General features: G+C 52.4%; 13 protein-coding genes. 2 read left to right on the top strand and 11 right to left on the bottom strand.

Annotated elements, in window-relative coordinates:
• Positions 1–6 precede the first annotated feature (6 nt).
• Positions 7–1,632: a response regulator transcription factor gene (locus AC0YNV_RS04890; RefSeq protein WP_475766316.1), complete on the top strand. Its 1,626-nt coding sequence runs from the start codon at positions 7–9 to the stop codon at positions 1,630–1,632.
• A 39-nt stretch (positions 1,633–1,671) separates the two neighbouring features.
• Here AC0YNV_RS04890 and AC0YNV_RS04885 read toward each other — a convergent pair whose 3' ends face one another.
• The 8 genes from AC0YNV_RS04885 to AC0YNV_RS04850 all read right to left on the bottom strand — a co-directional run bounded on the left by AC0YNV_RS04885 (position 1,672) and on the right by AC0YNV_RS04850 (position 13,167).
• Positions 1,672–3,261 carry an extracellular solute-binding protein gene (locus AC0YNV_RS04885; protein WP_475766315.1) on the bottom strand — a complete coding sequence of 530 codons (1,590 nt, stop codon included), beginning with the start codon at positions 3,259–3,261 and terminating at the stop codon, positions 1,672–1,674.
• A gap of 59 nt (positions 3,262–3,320) precedes the next feature.
• Entirely contained in the window at positions 3,321–4,202 is an 882-nt protein-coding gene (locus AC0YNV_RS04880; RefSeq protein ID WP_475766313.1) for a carbohydrate ABC transporter permease, read from the bottom strand.
• Between the two features lie 11 nt (positions 4,203–4,213).
• A complete protein-coding gene (locus AC0YNV_RS04875) occupies positions 4,214–5,188 on the bottom strand; it encodes an ABC transporter permease (protein ID WP_475766312.1) in 975 nt (324 codons plus the stop codon).
• Between the two features lie 5 nt (positions 5,189–5,193).
• Positions 5,194–6,828 (bottom strand): hypothetical protein, encoded by a 1,635-nt coding sequence (locus AC0YNV_RS04870; RefSeq protein ID WP_475766310.1) that lies wholly within the window; start codon positions 6,826–6,828, stop codon positions 5,194–5,196.
• Positions 6,829–7,111: 283 nt separating this feature from the next.
• Positions 7,112–10,393 (bottom strand): cadherin-like beta sandwich domain-containing protein, encoded by a 3,282-nt coding sequence (locus AC0YNV_RS04865; protein ID WP_475766308.1) that lies wholly within the window; start codon positions 10,391–10,393, stop codon positions 7,112–7,114.
• Between the two features lie 39 nt (positions 10,394–10,432).
• A complete protein-coding gene (locus tag AC0YNV_RS04860) occupies positions 10,433–11,824 on the bottom strand; it encodes a sialate O-acetylesterase (protein ID WP_475766306.1) in 1,392 nt (463 codons plus the stop codon).
• Between the two features lie 368 nt (positions 11,825–12,192).
• Positions 12,193–12,684, bottom strand: a complete 492-nt coding sequence (locus tag AC0YNV_RS04855) for a GNAT family N-acetyltransferase (RefSeq protein WP_475766305.1) — start codon at positions 12,682–12,684, stop codon at positions 12,193–12,195.
• Between the two features lie 6 nt (positions 12,685–12,690).
• Complete coding sequence (locus AC0YNV_RS04850; RefSeq protein ID WP_475766303.1) at positions 12,691–13,167, bottom strand: DinB family protein; 477 nt, start codon at positions 13,165–13,167, stop codon at positions 12,691–12,693.
• Positions 13,168–13,594: 427 nt separating this feature from the next.
• On the opposite strand from AC0YNV_RS04850, the gene AC0YNV_RS04845 reads away from it, so the two are divergent.
• Positions 13,595–14,845 carry a glycosyltransferase gene (locus AC0YNV_RS04845; protein WP_475766301.1) on the top strand — a complete coding sequence of 417 codons (1,251 nt, stop codon included), beginning with the start codon at positions 13,595–13,597 and terminating at the stop codon, positions 14,843–14,845.
• Positions 14,846–14,897: 52 nt separating this feature from the next.
• On the opposite strand, the gene AC0YNV_RS04840 is transcribed toward AC0YNV_RS04845, so the two are convergent.
• The 3 genes from AC0YNV_RS04840 to glmM all read right to left on the bottom strand — a co-directional run bounded on the left by AC0YNV_RS04840 (position 14,898) and on the right by glmM (position 18,114).
• The gene (locus AC0YNV_RS04840) at positions 14,898–16,130 is read right to left on the bottom strand and encodes an aminopeptidase (protein ID WP_475766299.1); all 1,233 of its coding nucleotides are present in this window, start codon (positions 16,128–16,130) and stop codon (positions 14,898–14,900) included.
• Between the two features lie 71 nt (positions 16,131–16,201).
• Positions 16,202–16,666: an SRPBCC family protein gene (locus AC0YNV_RS04835; protein WP_475766298.1), complete on the bottom strand. Its 465-nt coding sequence runs from the start codon at positions 16,664–16,666 to the stop codon at positions 16,202–16,204.
• Positions 16,667–16,773: 107 nt separating this feature from the next.
• On the bottom strand, positions 16,774–18,114 hold the full coding sequence (gene glmM / locus AC0YNV_RS04830) for a phosphoglucosamine mutase (protein ID WP_475766296.1): 1,341 nt from the start codon (positions 18,112–18,114) through the stop codon (positions 16,774–16,776).
• Positions 18,115–18,182 lie beyond the last annotated feature (68 nt).

The following is an 18,182-nucleotide window of genomic DNA, read 5'->3' as shown; positions in this document are numbered from 1 at the left end:
TCTTGCATGAAACGAATCATACTGGTCGACGACGAGCCAATCGCAAGACAGCACGTGAAGGAAAGCTTTCCGTGGACGGATTGGGGTTACGAAATCGTTGGAGAAGCCGGGAACGGGGCCGAGGCGCTTGAATTATGCGGCGGCCTGAAGCCCGATATGGCACTGATCGATATTACGATGCCTGTCATGGACGGCCTCACGCTGCTTGACCATATGGCTGCTTCGTTCCCGGATACAAAATGCATCATCCTCACTGCGCACCGGGATTTCTCCTATGCGCAGAGAGCCGTACAGAAGGGCGCCTTCGGGTATATATTGAAATCGCCGATCGATCTGGCTGAGACGAAGGCTGCTTTGGAGCGCGCCTCCATGGAGCTGGAGAAGGAGCGCAGATGGGTTGTGGCATTGGACCGCGAAAGGCGGCTGGTCGAATCAAGCCGGTACCCGCTGCGCAGACACTTTTTCCAGCAGCTGCTTACCTCCGTGCTGAACCAGGACCAGGAAATCATCCAGCGCAGCAGCGGAATCGGAATTACGCTTACGGCCGATCATTTCCTGATGCTTGTGTGCCAGGCCGATCCGCTGCCCCTGTTCGTCGCCAAATATCCCGAAAACGACCAGTCGCTTGTGGAATACAGCATGCTGGAGATTGTGCGCGAATCGCTGCTGCCGCTGCTGCCCGGCCAGTTCGAGATCCTTCCCGCCTTTTTCGGCCGATTCGTTATTCTGATCACCTTTAACGGTCCTGTAACTACCCGGGACCATTACAGGCAGGTGTGCCGGCAGATCGAGAACCGGCTGGAGGAACCGCTGTCGAATTATTTGAAGCTGCAGCTTGCAAGTGCGGCCAGTCCTCCTTTCAGTGAGCTGCACAAGCTGAAAGCCGTCTATCAGAAGACCGTCAGGCAAATGATCTACCGGTTCTATTACGAACGTCCGCGCATCATTCATGCGGAGGACTGTTTCCCGCTTCAGCCTTTATCAAGCGAAGACGCCGCATGGCTGAACGGGCTGGCCGCACAAGCGGCGTCCGATCCGAATCCGAAAACGTTCCAGCGGTTTTTGAACAAGGCGAAAACCTTTTTTCTGCAGATGAAGCAGCAGCCAGGCGATGTTACCGATTGGCTTACAGAGCTGAAGACGATTTTTGTGAATGACAGTCATCTTCCGCCATGGCCGGACTTCCGGGAAGCCGGCAGCTTATTCGACGCCATCCTGAGACTTGACGGCTGGTTCCAGCGGATGCTGCGCATCCAGAGCAGCAAGCTCTCCATTCGTCCCGAGATTGCCCGCGCCATGCAGTACATTCATCTGCATCTGCAGGATGAATTGTCGCTGGACACAATTGCGCGGGAGGTGGAGCTCAGCCCATCCCACCTCGGGCATCTGTTCAAGAAGGAGGTCGGCACTTCCGTCATCGATTATGTGCTGGAGCAGCGGATCGAATTAGCCAAGAGATATCTGGAAGAAGCGCGGTTCCGCAATTACGAATTGGCAGAGAAGGTCGGCTTCCGCCATTATTCCTATTTTTCCACCATGTTCAAGAAAATGACAGGAATGGGACCGAATGAATACCGGCGCTCGGTGAAAACCTCCATCCTTCCCCCTATATACGACAAAGAGAAAGGGTGACTCCCGTCACCCTTTTTCTTTCGCCTGTTTCGCGCGATTTTATTGGCCGCTGTCCGTGCTTTTGATGAATTCATTCATCTCTTTCACATATTCTTCGCCGCCGTTATCATACCATCCGGCAAGCAGCTTATCGAATTCATCGACCGGCGTTTGGCCGAGGACAATCTTCATGATCGTCTGATCCCAAACTTTTTTGTAATCCATATAATCCGGTTTCTTCGCTGCCTCCGGCGTGAAATCCAGATTTTTGGACAATACGACAGATTCGACCGATTTGTTCAACCAAGGTGTGCTCATGTCGATAATGTCCTGAGGTGTCGTGAGCGAGAAGTAAATTTCCGTATCGCCTGCGCGACGCATCGTATTGAGCCGGACCGGCGCTAACTCCTTATCCTCGACAGCGGTCATCTTGCCGCCTTGTTTCGTGTAGTCGAGTCCTTCGTAACCGATCAGCATCGTCGGATAGATGTCATCTTTTAAATAGTAATTCAGCACATCGATTACCTTTTGCGGATTCTTAGCGTTTTTGGTCAATCCCCAGAATCCCCACAGGCCGACTCCGTAACCAACGCCTTCCACTTTGTCGTCCTTTTCGTTTTTCACGAACAGGTAGGTGATGTCCGCATCCGGATTAATTTTCTTCAGCTCGTCCGCATGCCACCCATAATGACCAGCGAAGCCGGACATCACACCTGTAATGCCGCGGATAAACCGCTCGCGCGAGGTTGTTGAATTGTTGACGGCGGAATCGGGATCGAGCAGGCCGTCCTTGCTCAGCTGCGCTGTATAAGCCAGCGATTTCTTGTAGGCGCCGCTGCTGCGGTCAAACATTGCGTCCATATATTCGAAGTCGCCTCCCTCCGACTTCTGCCAGCCAAGCTCGCCGAACTGGCTCGTCAGAATAGGCTGCAGCACCTTGTTCGGATCGGCGAATGCCGCATATCCGTACGTATCGTCCTTGCCGTTGCCATCGGGATCATTTTTCGTGAATTTCGTCAAAATTTCCGTAAACTGATCAATTGTAATTTCCGAATTGTCCGGAATAGCAAAGCCGATATTTTTCAGCCAATCCTTGCGCACCCAGAATGCGTCATTACGGATCACCGTCGTTCTCGGAATCCCGTAAATCTTCTCGTCCTGCTGCACTTTGAGCGCATTCCAGGACACATCATACGTATATTTCATCAGGCTTTCCTCATTTTTAATGTAATCGTTCACAGGCACGATCAGGCCGTCCCGGACAGCATTGAGGAAGCTTTGATCATTGGTGGCCGGGAAATAGACCAGATCCGGGTAGTCTCCGGACGCCAGCATGAGCTGCACCCTCTCCTGGTATCCGGTAACAGGCGGGATATCAAATTCCAGCTCGACGTTCAGATCCTTCTGAACCTGCTCCACCCATTTCTTGTCTGTAGCCGACAGGTTTGCCTGCTCGTGATTCGCCATGATTTTGATCTTGACCGGCTCCTCCTTGCCGCTTCCCGCTTCCGTCTGGCCGCTGCTTCCCGCACTGCCGCCCTCATTCGTTCCGGTACCGCCATTTCCGTTGCCGCTTCCGCTGCAGGCCGCTGTAAACAGAAGCACCGCCGCGATGAGCGCAAGCAGCGTTCCTCTCATGGTCTTGTTCATTTGTACTACCCCTCTCCTGATTGAAAAAAATATATAAGAACACTCCTGTCGGAGTCATTCTAACCTTTTACAGATCCAAGCATAATGCCTTTGACGAAATATTTTTGCACAAAGGGATAAACGCACAGAATCGGGATCATGACCACCATCAGCGTCGCGTATTTGAGCGTTTCCGGCACGACCGCGTTTCGCCCCGCCTCCGCCATATTGCCGCCCCCGGAAATCTCCTGCATCCGCGTTCCTTCGATAATTTCACGCAGGAAAAGCATCAGGGGCCAATTCTCCACGCTCCGTATATAGATAATGCCGTTAAAAAAGTTGTTCCAGTAGCCGACCGCGGCAAACAGGCATAATGTGGCAATAATCGGCTTGGACAGCGGTACGACAATCCGGAACAGAATGTACGGATCGGACGCTCCATCGATTCTGGCCGCCTCTTCCAGCTCCTCGGGCAGGCTTTCCATGAAGTTTTTCATCAGAATAAGACTGAAGCCCGACAGCAGCAGCGGCAGAATGAGCGCCAGCAGCGTATCGATCAAGCCAAGCTCCCGGAACAGGTAGAAGTTAGGGATAAGCCCGCCGTTGAACAGCATGGTGAAGATAACGATCAGCAGAAAAGCATTGCGGCCCTTCAGATGCTTTTTCGATAAGGGATAAGCCGTAATGATATACAGAAACATGCCGAGCACGACCCCGCTGACCGTAACAATGATAGTGTTCGTATAGCTGCTCAGCAGGATCGGATGCGACAATATTTGTTCATATGCGGAGAAATTAAGCTGACGCGGCCAGACCATCATCGGATTCTCGACAAAGGCGCTGTAAGAGCTGAGCGAAACAGCTGCCACATTAACAAACGGGTACAGCATGATAATGCAAACAATGACCAGCAGCGTATAATTTGCGCCATCGAACCATTCAAGACGTCTGCGTCTCTGCATTGAATTCCCACCTACCATATCTGATTTCCGAATATACGCGCGATCCGGTTCGCAATGATGATCAGCACAAATCCGACCAGCGATTTGAACAAGCCGACCGCAGCCGCAAACGACAATCTGCCGTCGATCAGGCCGATCCGGTACGTATAGGTTTCGAAGACGTCGGCCACATCGTACGTCAGCGGATTATACAGTAGAAATACCTGCTCGAACCCATTGTCAAGAATATTGCCGATCCGCAAAATAAGCAGCACGATAATCGTGGTCACAATGCCCGGCAGCGTTATGAACCGGATCTGCTGCAGCCGGCCTGCGCCATCCATCTTGGCCGATTCGTACAGCGTCGGATCGATTCCCGTCATGGCCGCCAAGTATATGATTGTGCCCCAGCCGATCCCTTTCCACACCTCCGCCGATATGATGATTGAACGAAAATAAGCAGGGTCCAGCAGAAAATTGACCGGTTCCATATCCAAAGACTTGATCACATAATTGACCATGCCGGTCGAAGGGGACAGGAAGTTGACGATCATGCCCGCGAGTACGACCCAGGAGATGAAATGCGGCAAGTACATGATCGTCTGTGATACGCGCTTGAACACCATACCCCTGACTTCATTCAGCATAACTGCCAGAATGATCGGTGCCGGAAATTCCCAGAGCAGCTGGTACAGGCTGAGCAGCAGCGAGTTCCGCAGCACTTTATAGAAGTCCTTGGCCTGGAATAAATATTCAAAATGCTCGAATCCGACCCAGGGACTGTCCCAAATCCCTCTGACGAGGCTTAATTCCTTGAAAGCAATGACAATGCCCAGCATGGGCACATATTTGAATATCAGCAAATATAAAAAACCGGGGATCAGAAAAATGTACAGCCATTTATTGCGGATCATATACTTCTTCAGTGAATCCCGCCTGAGCGAGCGCGGCTTCTCCTTCATAATGCTTTCGACGCTTGCCTGCATGGGCCGCACCAGCCTTTCCATCTTTCTTAATCGTCTTCGAAGACAAGATCCGACGTCGTGTTGTCATCAAGCCTGTACCTTGTACGGACGTCTTCATAACGATTGCGCCGCAGCGTTACCCGTTTGGCGTCGCTGATATCGGTGCCGGTATCGAGATGGCGGAACAGACAATCTTCAATGACAATTCCATCCATATACGGCCCATCGAAACCGTCCGCATTGATGCCGATCGCGCCAACGGCTCCCATTCGCGGCGTATAACCGCAGTTGTCAAAGCTGCAGCCTCGGATATGTACATTCTTCGGATGTCCCGCTTCATGAAATCCCGGGTATTCGCAGCCGATGAAGATCGCCTGATTCATCAGGTTCGCATAAGTTACGCTGCTTATCCTCACATTGTCGTACCGGACCACATGTCCGCAGCCTGCCACATTCCTGAATTGGCCTCCATCGAGAGAATAAGAGCTTAAGCTCCAGCACTGCGGCACCGCATTCGTGCCCACGGATACGTTGTCCGGCAAATCGTCCGTGAACGAAACTGTATAGACATTCACGCCATTCCGGTATCCGTCATGCCGCCACGTGTCGACCGTCCGCCTGGCTGTATCCGTGCCGATCCAGAACTCGAATCCGGTATGCCGCTTGAGCGGAGCATAATTCCACTTGGCGTGAAAAACCGCGGTCCTCCGGTCGATAACCCGCTCCAGCACAAGAAATGTGCTGTGCATATTTTGACCGTCCATGCGTACGCCTTCCACATGCATATCGGTTATGGTAAAATCGCCACTGCATTTATAAATCTTCCAGGCATCCCTGGGGGCGGTGAACAGCAGTCTGCCCTCCGGCTTGAACACGACGCGCGCTGCCTTCACATCGGAGCAGCATTCCGTCTGCATGGCGAACCCGTTTGCGCTGGACGTATGAATATTGTAGATCGTCAGCCGGCTGCAGTGTTCGAATTGCAGCTGAAAATCGGTCAGGGAGCCGAAGTGCCATGACAGCCCTTCCCAGACGGCGACCTGACGTGCGACTTCACTGCTGTCAAGCCGCATGGCTCTGCCTGAGCTGCTGCCGGTCCGGTACCAGTTCGTGCCGGCACCGGTTCCGTAAGTAACGCTTTCGCCGACAAGCGCTCCCGAGGTCAGATCGAAGCGGTTGGCGCAATAGCAGGCCATGCCGTTTACAACCGGATTGCCTTCAAACACTTCGACAACGACATAATGCTCGCCCTTGTCCGTGATGATGCCGGCGCTGGAATACGGCAGGCTTCTGGTCAGCTTCACATTTCTTAAAGCAAAGTCATCGCAATGACTGACCCATAGAATCGAAGGCAGATATACCTGATTCTCTCCGCCGTTATATCCCTCCAGTATGGTAGCGGGATTGCCCTCCGCATCACATTGTCCTTCCAGCGTCAATCCGCTGCAGCCGCCAATGAAGAGATGATTGCTTCTCCAATCGCGGTTCTCTATTCTCTCATTGGTAACTGCGCTGGTGAGTGTGTATGTTCCTGCATCGAAAACAACTCTGGAGCGCCTGTGCGTTATCGCATAGTCTATAGCTGCCCGAATCGCCTCCGCCTGGTCGCCGGGGTCATCGACGCAAGCGCCGAAATCACGTACATGCACGCTGTCCTCTGCTTGGCTTGCCTCCTCAACCATCCAAATTCTCCTTTGCCGATGCTGTTTCTTGTGGCTACGTGCTCAGTATAAACGGTGCGGCAGACATGGAGCCATCCATAATACGACGAAAAGTTTCGTTATACGGCGATGCGGCTGGTTCATGTATCTATCCACCCTTCATGACAATCATCATGATCGTGGATCGACTGCCGTCATAAAAGCAGCAGCAAGAGCTATGGCGCTCTCACCGCACGCTGCGGCAAATCCGATTTTGGGATGATTGATCCGCATAGTGCTGAGGCAGCCCACTTGATTTTCTACTTTACGGCACGGGTATGAACATGACCGCATCCGCTCTGTGCGCCATAGCCTCCGTTACGGCCAGTCGTACGTTCCCGGCTGTCCCTTCTTCGAAATTATAGATTCCCAGCTGGATCCACTGCTGGCCTCCATATGCCTGATTAATCTCTATCTCGGCAGAGCCTGCGGCCGACGTCACGGTATACCGCGCCTGATTCGTATTATTGTAAAATGCCGGGTTCCAGACATAAACTTCATATTCCCCGGCTTCCGCTAGATCCGGCGTCCACTGCGCCCAGTCGCCAGGTGCTACAGAACGCCGCGTATCCTTGTCGCTGCTGCCGAACGCTTCCGTTACGGTCGTCCACGCCCCGGAATCCGTATAGCCCGTATCCCCATTGTTAACAATGATCGATTCCGCGGGCGCCTCGGTCTGATAATCCTTCTTGTAATACCGGAAATAATCGAAGGTCGATTCGCCCGGCAAATTCGTCTCTGTCACGGGAAGCGTATAGGCAATCGACGTCAACCATACATTTTGCCCATCGGCGTGCGGCCCCGGGTAAGTCATAATGCGGGTCAGCTCCCCGTCCACATAAAACTTCACATGCGTTGGTGTCCATTCATATCCGTACACATGATACCCGTCAGCCGAATTGATGCCGCGATACTCGTCATAGGTTCCGAACACGACATGGGCATCGCCCGGATACCATTGATGACCGGCCGTACGGACCACGCCGGGATCATGGGAATCAATCTCGAAGCCGTCGATTTCATTCACCTGATTGTCCACCGTCCCATATACGACCGTATTGCCGTCCAGCACTGCCACACGTTCATTTAATCCCGCCTGCCAGAAGGATGTGTGAAATCCCGGTTCCCCCCACAGCTTTGCCCGCGTTTCATAATAACCATAGCCAAGCTCTCTCTTGCTGATGACTCCGCCAGCTGTATACTCGGCGCCACCGGACGGCTGTTTCTTCAAGTTGATATGCAGCTTGCCTTCGCTGACTGTCAAGTTCTCCTTGCGGTTGTCGCTGTGACCGGACACGCCGTAACGGTAGTACCATTCCTGCTCATTGACGGCGCTGCCCTCAAATTCGTCCGCGAACGCCAGCGTAAAACCCGAGCCTGCTGCCATAGGCGGCAGCTCCAAGGAAATCTCATATTCAATCGTCCTTGTTCCGTCCTGTGACGTTACGCCGATCGCAGCGGTTTCCGGCATGGACGTTCTGTTCACCGTGAGCGTATTTGCGGCTGTGCCGTTCATCGTTACCGTTTGGCCGGGATCGGCTTTCACTGCCGTAATGGTTACGTCAGTGTCGGCTACGACGACATAACGCCGTTCATAAGGATCGAATGTCAGCGTACCTGACGAGACGTTCAGATCAGCAAGCCGTTCATAATTGCCGGCAAAGGAACCGGAGGGCTGGTCAGCGCCATAGATTTCCATCGAATATAATCCCGTATAGGCCGATGCTCTCGCTTTTTCTGCATAATATCTGACGTATCTGGCTGTCACAGGAGCAAAATCGACGATTTCAAGCGTTTCCGGCGTGCTGCTTTTTACATAAATGTCATTCCACTGCTGCCCGTCATCGGATGTCTGCAGCTTAAACCGGCTCGCATCCGCCGAATTGTATACATTCAACACGGCCTGATTGAATGTCTGCCGATCACCGAGATCGGCCTCCAGCCACACATAAGGGTGCGCGTCGAAGGAGAGATTCCGCCATGCCGTACTTCCGCTGCCGTCTACTGCCTGAACAGCCGGAGCAAACAGATAGGACTGGGAGGCGGTCACCGGCTTGCCCGCAGCATAATCGCCCGCGCCTGCATATACGGTATACGCCGCCGTATAGGAGCGATCCTCCGCCTTCACCAGGATCGGAATTGCCTGGACGCCGCTTGACAATGGAATGGGAGAAGAAGCGGAACCGCTGCCGACAAGCTCGCCATTCACATAAATTTCCGCATTGGGGTCGCTTGCTGTCGGCTGGAACGTAACGCTTGAGGCTCCGGCGGGCGCCTCGTAGGAATATACATGAACGGCAGGATCGAATACCGGAGGAGCAGACGGATCGGCCGTTGGCGTGACCAGACTAACCGTTCCCGCATGCAAACCCGCGAGCGTCGCGTCTGTCCACTCTCTGTAGAGGTTTACCTTATAGACTCTAACCGTCGCGGCATCGGGAGCGATAATTTTCACTTCAATGGTATTGCTTCCCTCATTCACATGAATGGGCTCCGATGCGGTCCCGTTCGGTACATAAGTGCCGCCTATCGTAACGAATGCTTCAGGCTCCTCCGGAGCTATAGTCAACTGCACCGAATCAGTATCTCCGTCTACCCGGTGCCCGATCTGTCCCGACGGCGTCAGGAGAACTGGCGCTCCATTGATCTCTAGCTCCTCCAGCGCTGTATTACTGCTGGAGGAAGCAGGGCGGATGATTGTAAGCGTATACGTTTTTTCGAAAGAGGCATTCTGTGCCGTTACGACGATCTCTACGGTGTTGCTCCCTTGCGCCAATGCAATAGAGACCGGGCTGGAGCCAGCGCTTAATAGGCCGTTGACCGATACGGCTGCCTCCGGATCGAGAGCGGTCGGCGTCACCGTTACCGATTGCGTCGCACCGGGGACGATATTCGCATAGGCTGTCCGGTCGGCTTCCCATATCGGGGTGCTGCCAAGCAGCAGCGACGACAGGTCGGTAATTCGTGAGGACAAACGTTCAAATTTGACGGCATCCGCATGAACGAACGTACTGGCGGGCGAGGAAGCATCCCTTGTCAACCGCACATATTCCACATTAGCGCCGCCCATAAAATCATAGACGCCAAGCTCTACCCATTCACCCGACGGGTTCGCGATACCTGCCAGGTTGATTTGCCGCACGTCGGACGAACCGTCGCGGTAAATTTCCACCGAGGCGATTCCGTAGGCTGCCGGGCGTTTCGGGATGAATATGGATACCCGGTAAGTACCGATTCCGAATGGCTGTCCGCTATACGCTGGCGTCCATTTGGCCTCCGGGGTACCAGCCGATGTAAAATGCGATTTGCCCGCATAACCGTTAACCGTGCTTGTCGCGGCGTAGCTGAACCCGGTTTGTCCGAAGCCTGCCGTAGATACCGGAAAGCCGTCCTTCGTTCCATTCGTGTCATTATCAATTATAAACGTTTGCAGCGCCGCTTCCTCCGCAGCCGCCTTCCCCGCCGTACCGCCCAAGACAGATACCAGACAGATGCATCCGGCCAGACCAAAGGTTAATGATTTCCTGAACCATTGTTTAAATTTCATCGCCATTCCCCTTTCCATATTTGCTTGCCGTTTGCATGCTTATACGGGTACCGGACCGAAAACCGGGAGCGGAATTCCCGTTTCATCTGCCGTATTTACATGAGGATGATAACCTGAACCATGGAATAATAGAGCGCCCGCCGGGACGGAACGGTCAAATTCGAGAACGATTCCGGTCTTTTCCGCAGACAGCGATGCTTGCGGAACCAGCACCATTTCTTCAGTTTCCACATGAAATCCGTAGATTCGCTGCACTGACCGCAACTGACCGTTCAAAGCCGCCTTGTCCAGATGCAAATAAAGGATCGTTCGGCCATCGTTCCATTCATAGCCCGACAACCGCGGCCCCCGGCCGGATGGATTGCCGTGAACCATAGCTAATGCCCGCGCTGCAAACCTGCGTCCGATTCTTCTTAAGGAAAGAGCGTCCAGATGAATCGGGTCGGATAATGCGGCGTCGATCGCAGGCACCATCCCGATGTACGGATCTTTGCCCTCGAACCGAAGCTGCTCATCCTGAATCCGGTTCCACCAGACCGCATCCTTCTCCCACGTATGGAATCGCGATAACTGCGCATAGAGAAATGGCAGCCTGGCATCATTCAGATCGCAACGCAGCTGGCGCAGCAGTTCGTCAAGCCGCTCCCCATAACCCGGAGCCGACCGCTCGTTGGCATCGCTCTCTCCCTGATACCATAAGCAGCCCGCGACTTTTCCGCCAACCGCCCGCACCCTTCGCAGCAGAGCGCCATAGAAGGAATTACCACCCTCTGCCTTTCGCGCCGGGTCCCATTGTTCCATGCTCGTTCCGCCATGGGCGCACATGACTAGTCCGACTGGCACCCCCGTTTGCCGCAGCAGCTCCTTTCCGAAGGCTACCCCAAGCCCGGCCCCCTTCACGCGTACCCTTCTCTCCTCAAGAGCTGCCGCCACTCTTGCTTCGGGCTTCACACTACCCCAATTCACGGGATCAACGGATTCCTTCAGCCATGTAAGCGGATCTGCCGCAATGTCCCAGCGGTCTCCCAAATAGAAGCAGCTGACTCCATTGACCGGCTCTTCCATATCCGCAAGATACCCGCATCCTTCCATATTCGACTGCCCGGCAAGCACCCATAAATCGCCAACAAAAATAGGTCCGACCGTCGTCTCTGAAGCAAAGTCAGTATCGGCTTCGCTAACGATCCGAAAGCGGATTGTCCATTCTCCCGTCGGCACATCACCGATGATGCCCTGCAGTACATTTGAACCTGTTATCGTGCCTGCGGACAACCATGGAGTTTGCTCTGTCGAACGCTCCAGCCGCTGCATGATCTCCCCACTTGCCGATCCCTGCAGCAGCAGTGTATATGAAATATCTGCAGTACCCTCTCCATTACGCTGGTACACGCGGTGGGACGCCGGCCCTTCCACCTGCAAGCATTGCTCCATAAGCTCTCTCCTTGTTCATGGAATAAGAATCATGTTTAAGACTTGACTATGAGTATAGCGACAGCAGTTAAATTTCACGATCAACAATGCCACGAAATGTTTAACTATTGAGCGGCAGTGGTTGTTTTGACGCATTAGCATGAAGAAAACAGCATTTCAGTATGAGATGCAGCCGCTGCTCCAGGAAGTGGTCACATCTTGCTTTATTCTCACAGCAAATAAACCTTGGCGCGCATGGCGTCAAGGTTTACAATTGGCAATGCCCTCCATCGGCCTGCCAGGGCTCTTCAGCATTCCATTTATACACGAATACTCCTGCGGATGACTTCCGAAGGTTCATTAACTTGAGCCACATAACGCAGCTGTTTCTATATCGAACATCTCATCACCACAAAAGGAATCTGATGCTCCTCAGCGCCGCTTTCAAATAATTCTTCCTGCCGGAACCCGGCCTTCTCATAGGCTTTAATGGCTCGTTCGTTAAAAGCCACGACAACCAGCTGAAATTTCGAGATTTCAAATTGTCTGCTCATAAATTGAACGCTTTGCGCAAGAAAATCGCTTCCGAGTCCCTTTCCGGTTCGATCGGGGCGTAAACCCAGTCCGATATCAAGCCTGTCCGGATCATTATAAATCCCTGCCGCATACCCGCCCGGCACACGTGCGGAATGGCCGCAGCATGCAAAACCAACCAATGGATTGAACGTATCCTTATCCTTTGCGTAAAAATAATCACCGTTCATTAATTCCCCTATGCATTCCTCACTCCCATCCATACTATAGATGGAATACGGATGCGGATAGGTCCAGCCCGATATGATTTCAGCCATCTGCCGGGTCATGGGAACAAAATTATACATGGATAATCACCGTGATAACAGAGATTTATAAAGTTTGATGACGCTCAGATGCATCCCCTCATGATACAGATTGAAGTTGAGGAATTGCTGCGGCGTTTCCAGAGTCATGCCGGAAGACGTCGTGTATGGCGGAACGATCTTCTCGGACAGGCGGTCTCCCAGCACCTCGCTAATCCGTTCCTGCTGCTCTTTCAGCAAAGCTTCCAGCTCGGGAAGTGTCGGGACGTTTGCGTCAGCCGGAGTGTTTAACGGTGAAGTGCCGTATTCGAACTGCTCTTTGAACCCTTCGGGCAAATGCTGCGGAAGCCCCATGTGTTGAAAGGCGAACCGCTCCAGGACCACATAGATATGGCCCAAATTCCAGCGGATCGTATTCCGGAATCCTTCAGGAACCCGGTCTGCGGTCTCCTCCGTGACTCCCTCCATTAATTTCAAGGTTTGACCCCGTACGAATGCCAACTGATTGAATACGAAATTTCCCATTTTCATCACTCCTGATTTTGTTTTTACATTTTTTTACCATATTATTTCAAATACTTCAGCTGCTCTGACTTATGCCAATTACATTTCAGCAAAATAGCTCTGAATCATTCCTGCGGCATGAAGCTCTGCCCGACTGACGTAAACGCACATAGTTAATGAAATCACCCACGAAATTAGCCTCCTCCTGACATATGATGCATAAACGAATGCCTTTAAAGCTGTTATGAATGGTTGAAGGAGGAGAAGCGTGTCCCTGAGGAAAAAAAGGAAACCTTCAAGAAAACCAAAATCCGGCCGAGCCAGGAACAAGAAGATAACTCGAAACGGAACAAGTAAGAAGAAAGCGGCTGTACGCAAGCGGATTCACAAGAGGAGAAAATCCCCTCGGGAGAGAAGGAATCGGACGAATAAGCCTGCCAGGAGAAAATTGCTGAACATCCTGTACATCGTCCATTCCTTTTACCCCGAATCCTATACCGGAACCGAGAAATTTGTCTTCAATATGGCCAGATCGATGCAAAGCAAGGGACATCGTGTTAAAGTTGTCACCTACAGTAAAGGTCCTCTGGAGAGTTACCCGCATGCTGTCGGCGAAGTGGTTTATCGGGAGTATGACCATGAAGGGATACCTGTTCTTGCTTATCGTCATAAACATATGGACCCTGCTGATACTTTCGAGACCGGCAATCCGGATTTAACTTTATTCGCGAGAAAAATGATTGAAACGGAAAAACCCGACCTTATTCATTTCGGACATCCGATGCGGGCAATGGAATTCATGCAAACCAGCGCGCTTCTCGGGATCAAATATGTTATCACCTTAACCGACTTTTGGTTCATATGTCCCAAGAGCACTTTGCTGCAAACGAGCAACGCTCTTTGCCCGGGACCTGAAATGGGTGAAAACTGCCGCATCCACTGCCTGCTTCCTGATGCTCAGCAGCGGCTTGGCACCCACATCCCGCTGCTGCGATCAGCCAGCAAAATCATCTCCCCCTCCGCATCCTTGGCCAGCCTGTTTCAAAACAGCTTGCCGGATCTTGACGTGGAGGTGCTGAATCATGGGATGAAATATGAAACCATTCGTGCTAATGAACGGGTATACCAGGCCGGCGACCCGCTTACTTTATTTTACGGCGGATCTCTCAGTCCCCATAAAGGCGTTCACCTGATTCTCGAAGCTATGTCTATGATTCCGACTGATCGGCTCAAATTGAAGATCTATGGATCCGGACCTTCAGATTATACGGAGCTGCTTGAGCAGGCCGCTGCTGCGGACAACCGCGCCGCCTTATGCGGACTTTATTCAGAAGAGGATATCCAGCAGCTCTATCAGGAAGTGGATATCGCCGTTGTTCCATCGATCTGGTATGAGAATTATCCGCTGGCCCTCCATGAAGCCCTTGCAAGCCGGGTACCGGCTCTGGTATCCGATATAGGAGGCATGGCTGAGAAGGTGAAGGACGGTTTCAACGGCTTCACATTCCGTGTCGGGGACGCCGGCCACCTTGCTGAACGCATACTCGAGATACTGGATAACCCTATGTTATTGAATGAATTTAAAGCCAATATGAAACAGGTTCAAATTCCTGCGGTTGAACAGGAAGCTGAAGCTTATGAACGCATCTATCATTCGCTTGTCCGCAGCAAGGTTAAATCCAAACGGCGTAAAAGATAACAGCAATCAAAGCCTGCCGCTTCCGGCAGGCTTTAATTGATGGCTTGACCTGCTAGATGGCCCAGTTCCCGTTCCGGAAGATTGGCTCTCGAGCGCCACCCTGCGTCACACCGTCAATATTCATTGCCGGTGATCCGATCATGAAATCTTCATGAGTCAGGCTTCTGTTTGCTCCATGAGCGAGAAGCTCCTCTGACGACATGGCGGTGCCCCCATTGATGTTAACGGGATATGCCTGACCCAGCGCCAGATGGCAGGAGGCGTTCTCGTCAAACAACGTATTAAAGAAGATCACATTGGAATTGGAGATAGGTGAGTCATGAGGGACCAGAGCGATTTCACCCAAATGCCTTGCCCCTTCATCCGTGTTCAACAGATTGGACAGCGCCTCGTAACCCTGCTCAGCGGAATAATCGATGACTTTGCCGTCTTTGAAGGTTAAGGAAAAACCGCTTATAACCTGACCGTTGTAATTTAACGGCTTTGTGCTGCGAACAGTCCCGTTCACTCCATCCCTATGGGGCATCGTGAATACCTCTTCGGTCGGCATATTCGGGTTGAAGAAGACACCCTTCGCGTTCGCTTTGGAACCCCCGAGCCAGATATGGCCTTCCGGCAGATCAACGGTCAGGCTCGTTCCCGGCGCTTCGTACTGCAGCTGTCTGTAGCGCTTGCCGTTCAGCAAATCAACCATTTGGAGCAGCTTCGCGTTATGCTCCTTCCACGCTTGAATCGGATCCTCCAGATCGATACGGGTAGCATCGATAATCTGTTTCCACAGCTTCTGGACAGCTTCATCCGGCGTATTATCCGGGAATACCTTGGCCGCCCATTCCGGTGTCGCATAGGAAATGAGCGACCAGGCATTGGTATGATTCATCAGAAAACCGCGGTAGCCGTTGAGCGCAGCAGATGCTGCCTTGGACGCAGCCGCGACCCTGGCCGGATCTACATCGTTCAGCAGGTTCGGATTCGGAGAGTAGATCTGGATAAACGCTGCGCCGTTCTCCGCGAATTCTTCCCAAGCCTTGGCGCGCCACATCGGATATTCCTTGAGAGCTTCCTCCGGCGCTTGCTTGTACTTAATGAGGGATAGCTCCTCATCGTTATATTCCACATGCACGTTTTTTGCTCCCGCATCATAAGCCTTAGATGCGATAAGACGCACAAGCGGAGCGGCGGTAATCGGCGCCATGACGACAACCGTCTGCCCCTGCTGAACATTGACGCCGACGCTGACTGCAAGCGCCGCGTAATTCTCTAATTGCTGTTGTGTAGGATACATATAAACCGATCCGCCTCCATTTTGATATATGTAGTTTTTTTTGATTTACCAGGATGAGCTGCAAGGGAGTCCTAACGTTTTACGTGGGCGTAAGGAGCTTTATCCGATACAAGATTTAAAGCGATGCCATGCTCCAGAAACGCCTTCAGACCGCACAGAACGATCGTAAACCCTTCCGTTGAATCCAAGGCTTGCTTTACGATGTCATCGCCATCTCCCTCAAACCCTGTGTTTGTAATCGTGACGAAAGTTTCGTTCTCCGACTGAGGAGTAAAAATCCACTCGGCCGCGGTGCCTCCGAAGTCGATGAGAATCCGCTTGTTTTCCTCGATTTCTTTGACATCCACCTCTGTCGAAGCACCATACATCTCCCAGACCCACTGCACGCGCTTTCCCGTTTCCAATCTCCCGCTGCCTTTGGTGAACCAAAACCTAGAAGTAATTGCCGGGTCGATAAATGCTTCAAACACCTCTTCAACCGGTTTTCTAATTAGCATTTCGGCTTTTACAGCCGGTATGTGATTCAAGGTTGTCATTATCTTTTCCCCTTTCAAATTACAGGTTTTTTCTATCATAGCATACCAACTCCAAAAAGACCTCCGCTTGAATCCTCATTCAGCGAAGGCCTCTCTCCGTTCAACTGTTACACAAGCTCTCTTCTGATCACCTGTGCGATATCGTTCGCGTATGCCTCCACCTGATTCTTGTCCGGTCCTTCGACCATTACCCGAACCAGAGATTCCGTCCCCGAAGGACGAACCAGCACACGGCCATTGTCGCCCAGCTCCGTCTCTACCTTGCGGATCGCTTCCCTCACCGCCAGGCTGCCATTCAGCCTGCTTTTGTCCGCTGCTTGAACATTCACAAGTACTTGCGGATATTTGCGCATGATTCCTTTCAAATCGCTGAGCTTGCGCCCGGTTTGAACGATCGTCTCCATCAAATGCAGGGCGGTTAGCATCCCATCACCGGTTGTACTATGGTCCAGGAAAATGACATGTCCGGATTGCTCTCCGCCCAGATTGTAGCCGCCCCTTCGCATCTCTTCCATGACGTAGCGGTCGCCCACGGCTGTCTGCTTGCCTTTCAGTCCAGCTTTATCCAGGCCTTTGAGGAATCCCAAATTACTCATTACGGTCGTTACAATGGTGCTGTGATTCAGCTTGCCGGCTTCGTTCAAAGCACTCCCAAGAATACTGAGAATAAAATCCCCATCCAGCACTTCGCCCTTATCATCTATAGTGACCAGGCGGTCGGCGTCTCCGTCAAAGGACAGTCCAAGATCAGCATTGCAGCTCAACACAACCGCCTGCAGCACCTCCGGATGAGTGGAGCCGCAATTCTCATTGATGTTATATCCATCCGGGCTTGCACCGATTGTGACAATCTCCGCCCCCAGTTCTCTGAACAGCCGCGGAGCGATTTCAAATGCAGCTCCGTTCGCACAATCCAGGACCACCCGCAAACCCTCGAACCGGCTTCCGATCGTTGTTCTTAAGTAGTCGCCATACTGCCACTTCGCCTCCGGAAGCTCTGTTGCTCTGCCGATTGCCCTGCCTGTCGGACGCGGCAGCTCATCTGCCGCTGCGTCCATCAGATGCTCGATCTCAAGCTCCGTCTCGTCGGACAGCTTATAGCCATCGCCCGTAAAGTACTTGATCCCGTTATCCTGAAAAGGATTATGTGAAGCGGAAACCATAATGCCTGCATCGGCTTTCAGCTGCCGCGTTAAATACGCCACACCCGGTGATGTAATGACGCCTAATTTGACCACATCCACCCCAATGGACAGCAGTCCCGCAGTTAATGCAGCCTCCAGCATATGCCCGGAAATCCGGGTATCAAGACCAATGACGACCTTCGGCGCGCTGGATTGCTTCGTCAGCACATAACCGCCGCAGCGGCCTATTTTAAAAGCCAACTCCGGGGTTAACACCCCGTTCGCCACAAATCGCACTCCGTCTGTTCCAAAATATTTTCCCATATTTGAATTCTCCTCTTTCATATCCTGAAGGATTGGAATAATGTTGTTCACTGTTTGCCCGCCAGGTC

The organism is Paenibacillus sp. JT31N11, from assembly GCF_056269285.1.
Note: the sequence above shows the minus strand (reverse complement) of the source record. Positions and strands in the feature narration are given on the sequence as shown.

Coding starts and splice junctions, on each gene's coding strand:
- AC0YNV_RS04890 (WP_475766316.1), top strand. CDS start 7: ATGAAACGAATCATACTGGTCGACGACGAGCCAATCGCAAGACAGCAC.
- AC0YNV_RS04885 (WP_475766315.1), bottom strand. CDS start 3,261: ATGAACAAGACCATGAGAGGAACGCTGCTTGCGCTCATCGCGGCGGTG.
- AC0YNV_RS04880 (WP_475766313.1), bottom strand. CDS start 4,202: ATGCAGAGACGCAGACGTCTTGAATGGTTCGATGGCGCAAATTATACG.
- AC0YNV_RS04875 (WP_475766312.1), bottom strand. CDS start 5,188: ATGGAAAGGCTGGTGCGGCCCATGCAGGCAAGCGTCGAAAGCATTATG.
- AC0YNV_RS04870 (WP_475766310.1), bottom strand. CDS start 6,828: ATGGTTGAGGAGGCAAGCCAAGCAGAGGACAGCGTGCATGTACGTGAT.
- AC0YNV_RS04865 (WP_475766308.1), bottom strand. CDS start 10,393: ATGAAATTTAAACAATGGTTCAGGAAATCATTAACCTTTGGTCTGGCC.
- AC0YNV_RS04860 (WP_475766306.1), bottom strand. CDS start 11,824: ATGGAGCAATGCTTGCAGGTGGAAGGGCCGGCGTCCCACCGCGTGTAC.
- AC0YNV_RS04855 (WP_475766305.1), bottom strand. CDS start 12,684: ATGTATAATTTTGTTCCCATGACCCGGCAGATGGCTGAAATCATATCG.
- AC0YNV_RS04850 (WP_475766303.1), bottom strand. CDS start 13,167: ATGGGAAATTTCGTATTCAATCAGTTGGCATTCGTACGGGGTCAAACC.
- AC0YNV_RS04840 (WP_475766299.1), bottom strand. CDS start 16,130: ATGTATCCTACACAACAGCAATTAGAGAATTACGCGGCGCTTGCAGTC.
- AC0YNV_RS04835 (WP_475766298.1), bottom strand. CDS start 16,666: ATGACAACCTTGAATCACATACCGGCTGTAAAAGCCGAAATGCTAATT.
- glmM (WP_475766296.1), bottom strand. CDS start 18,114: ATGGGAAAATATTTTGGAACAGACGGAGTGCGATTTGTGGCGAACGGG.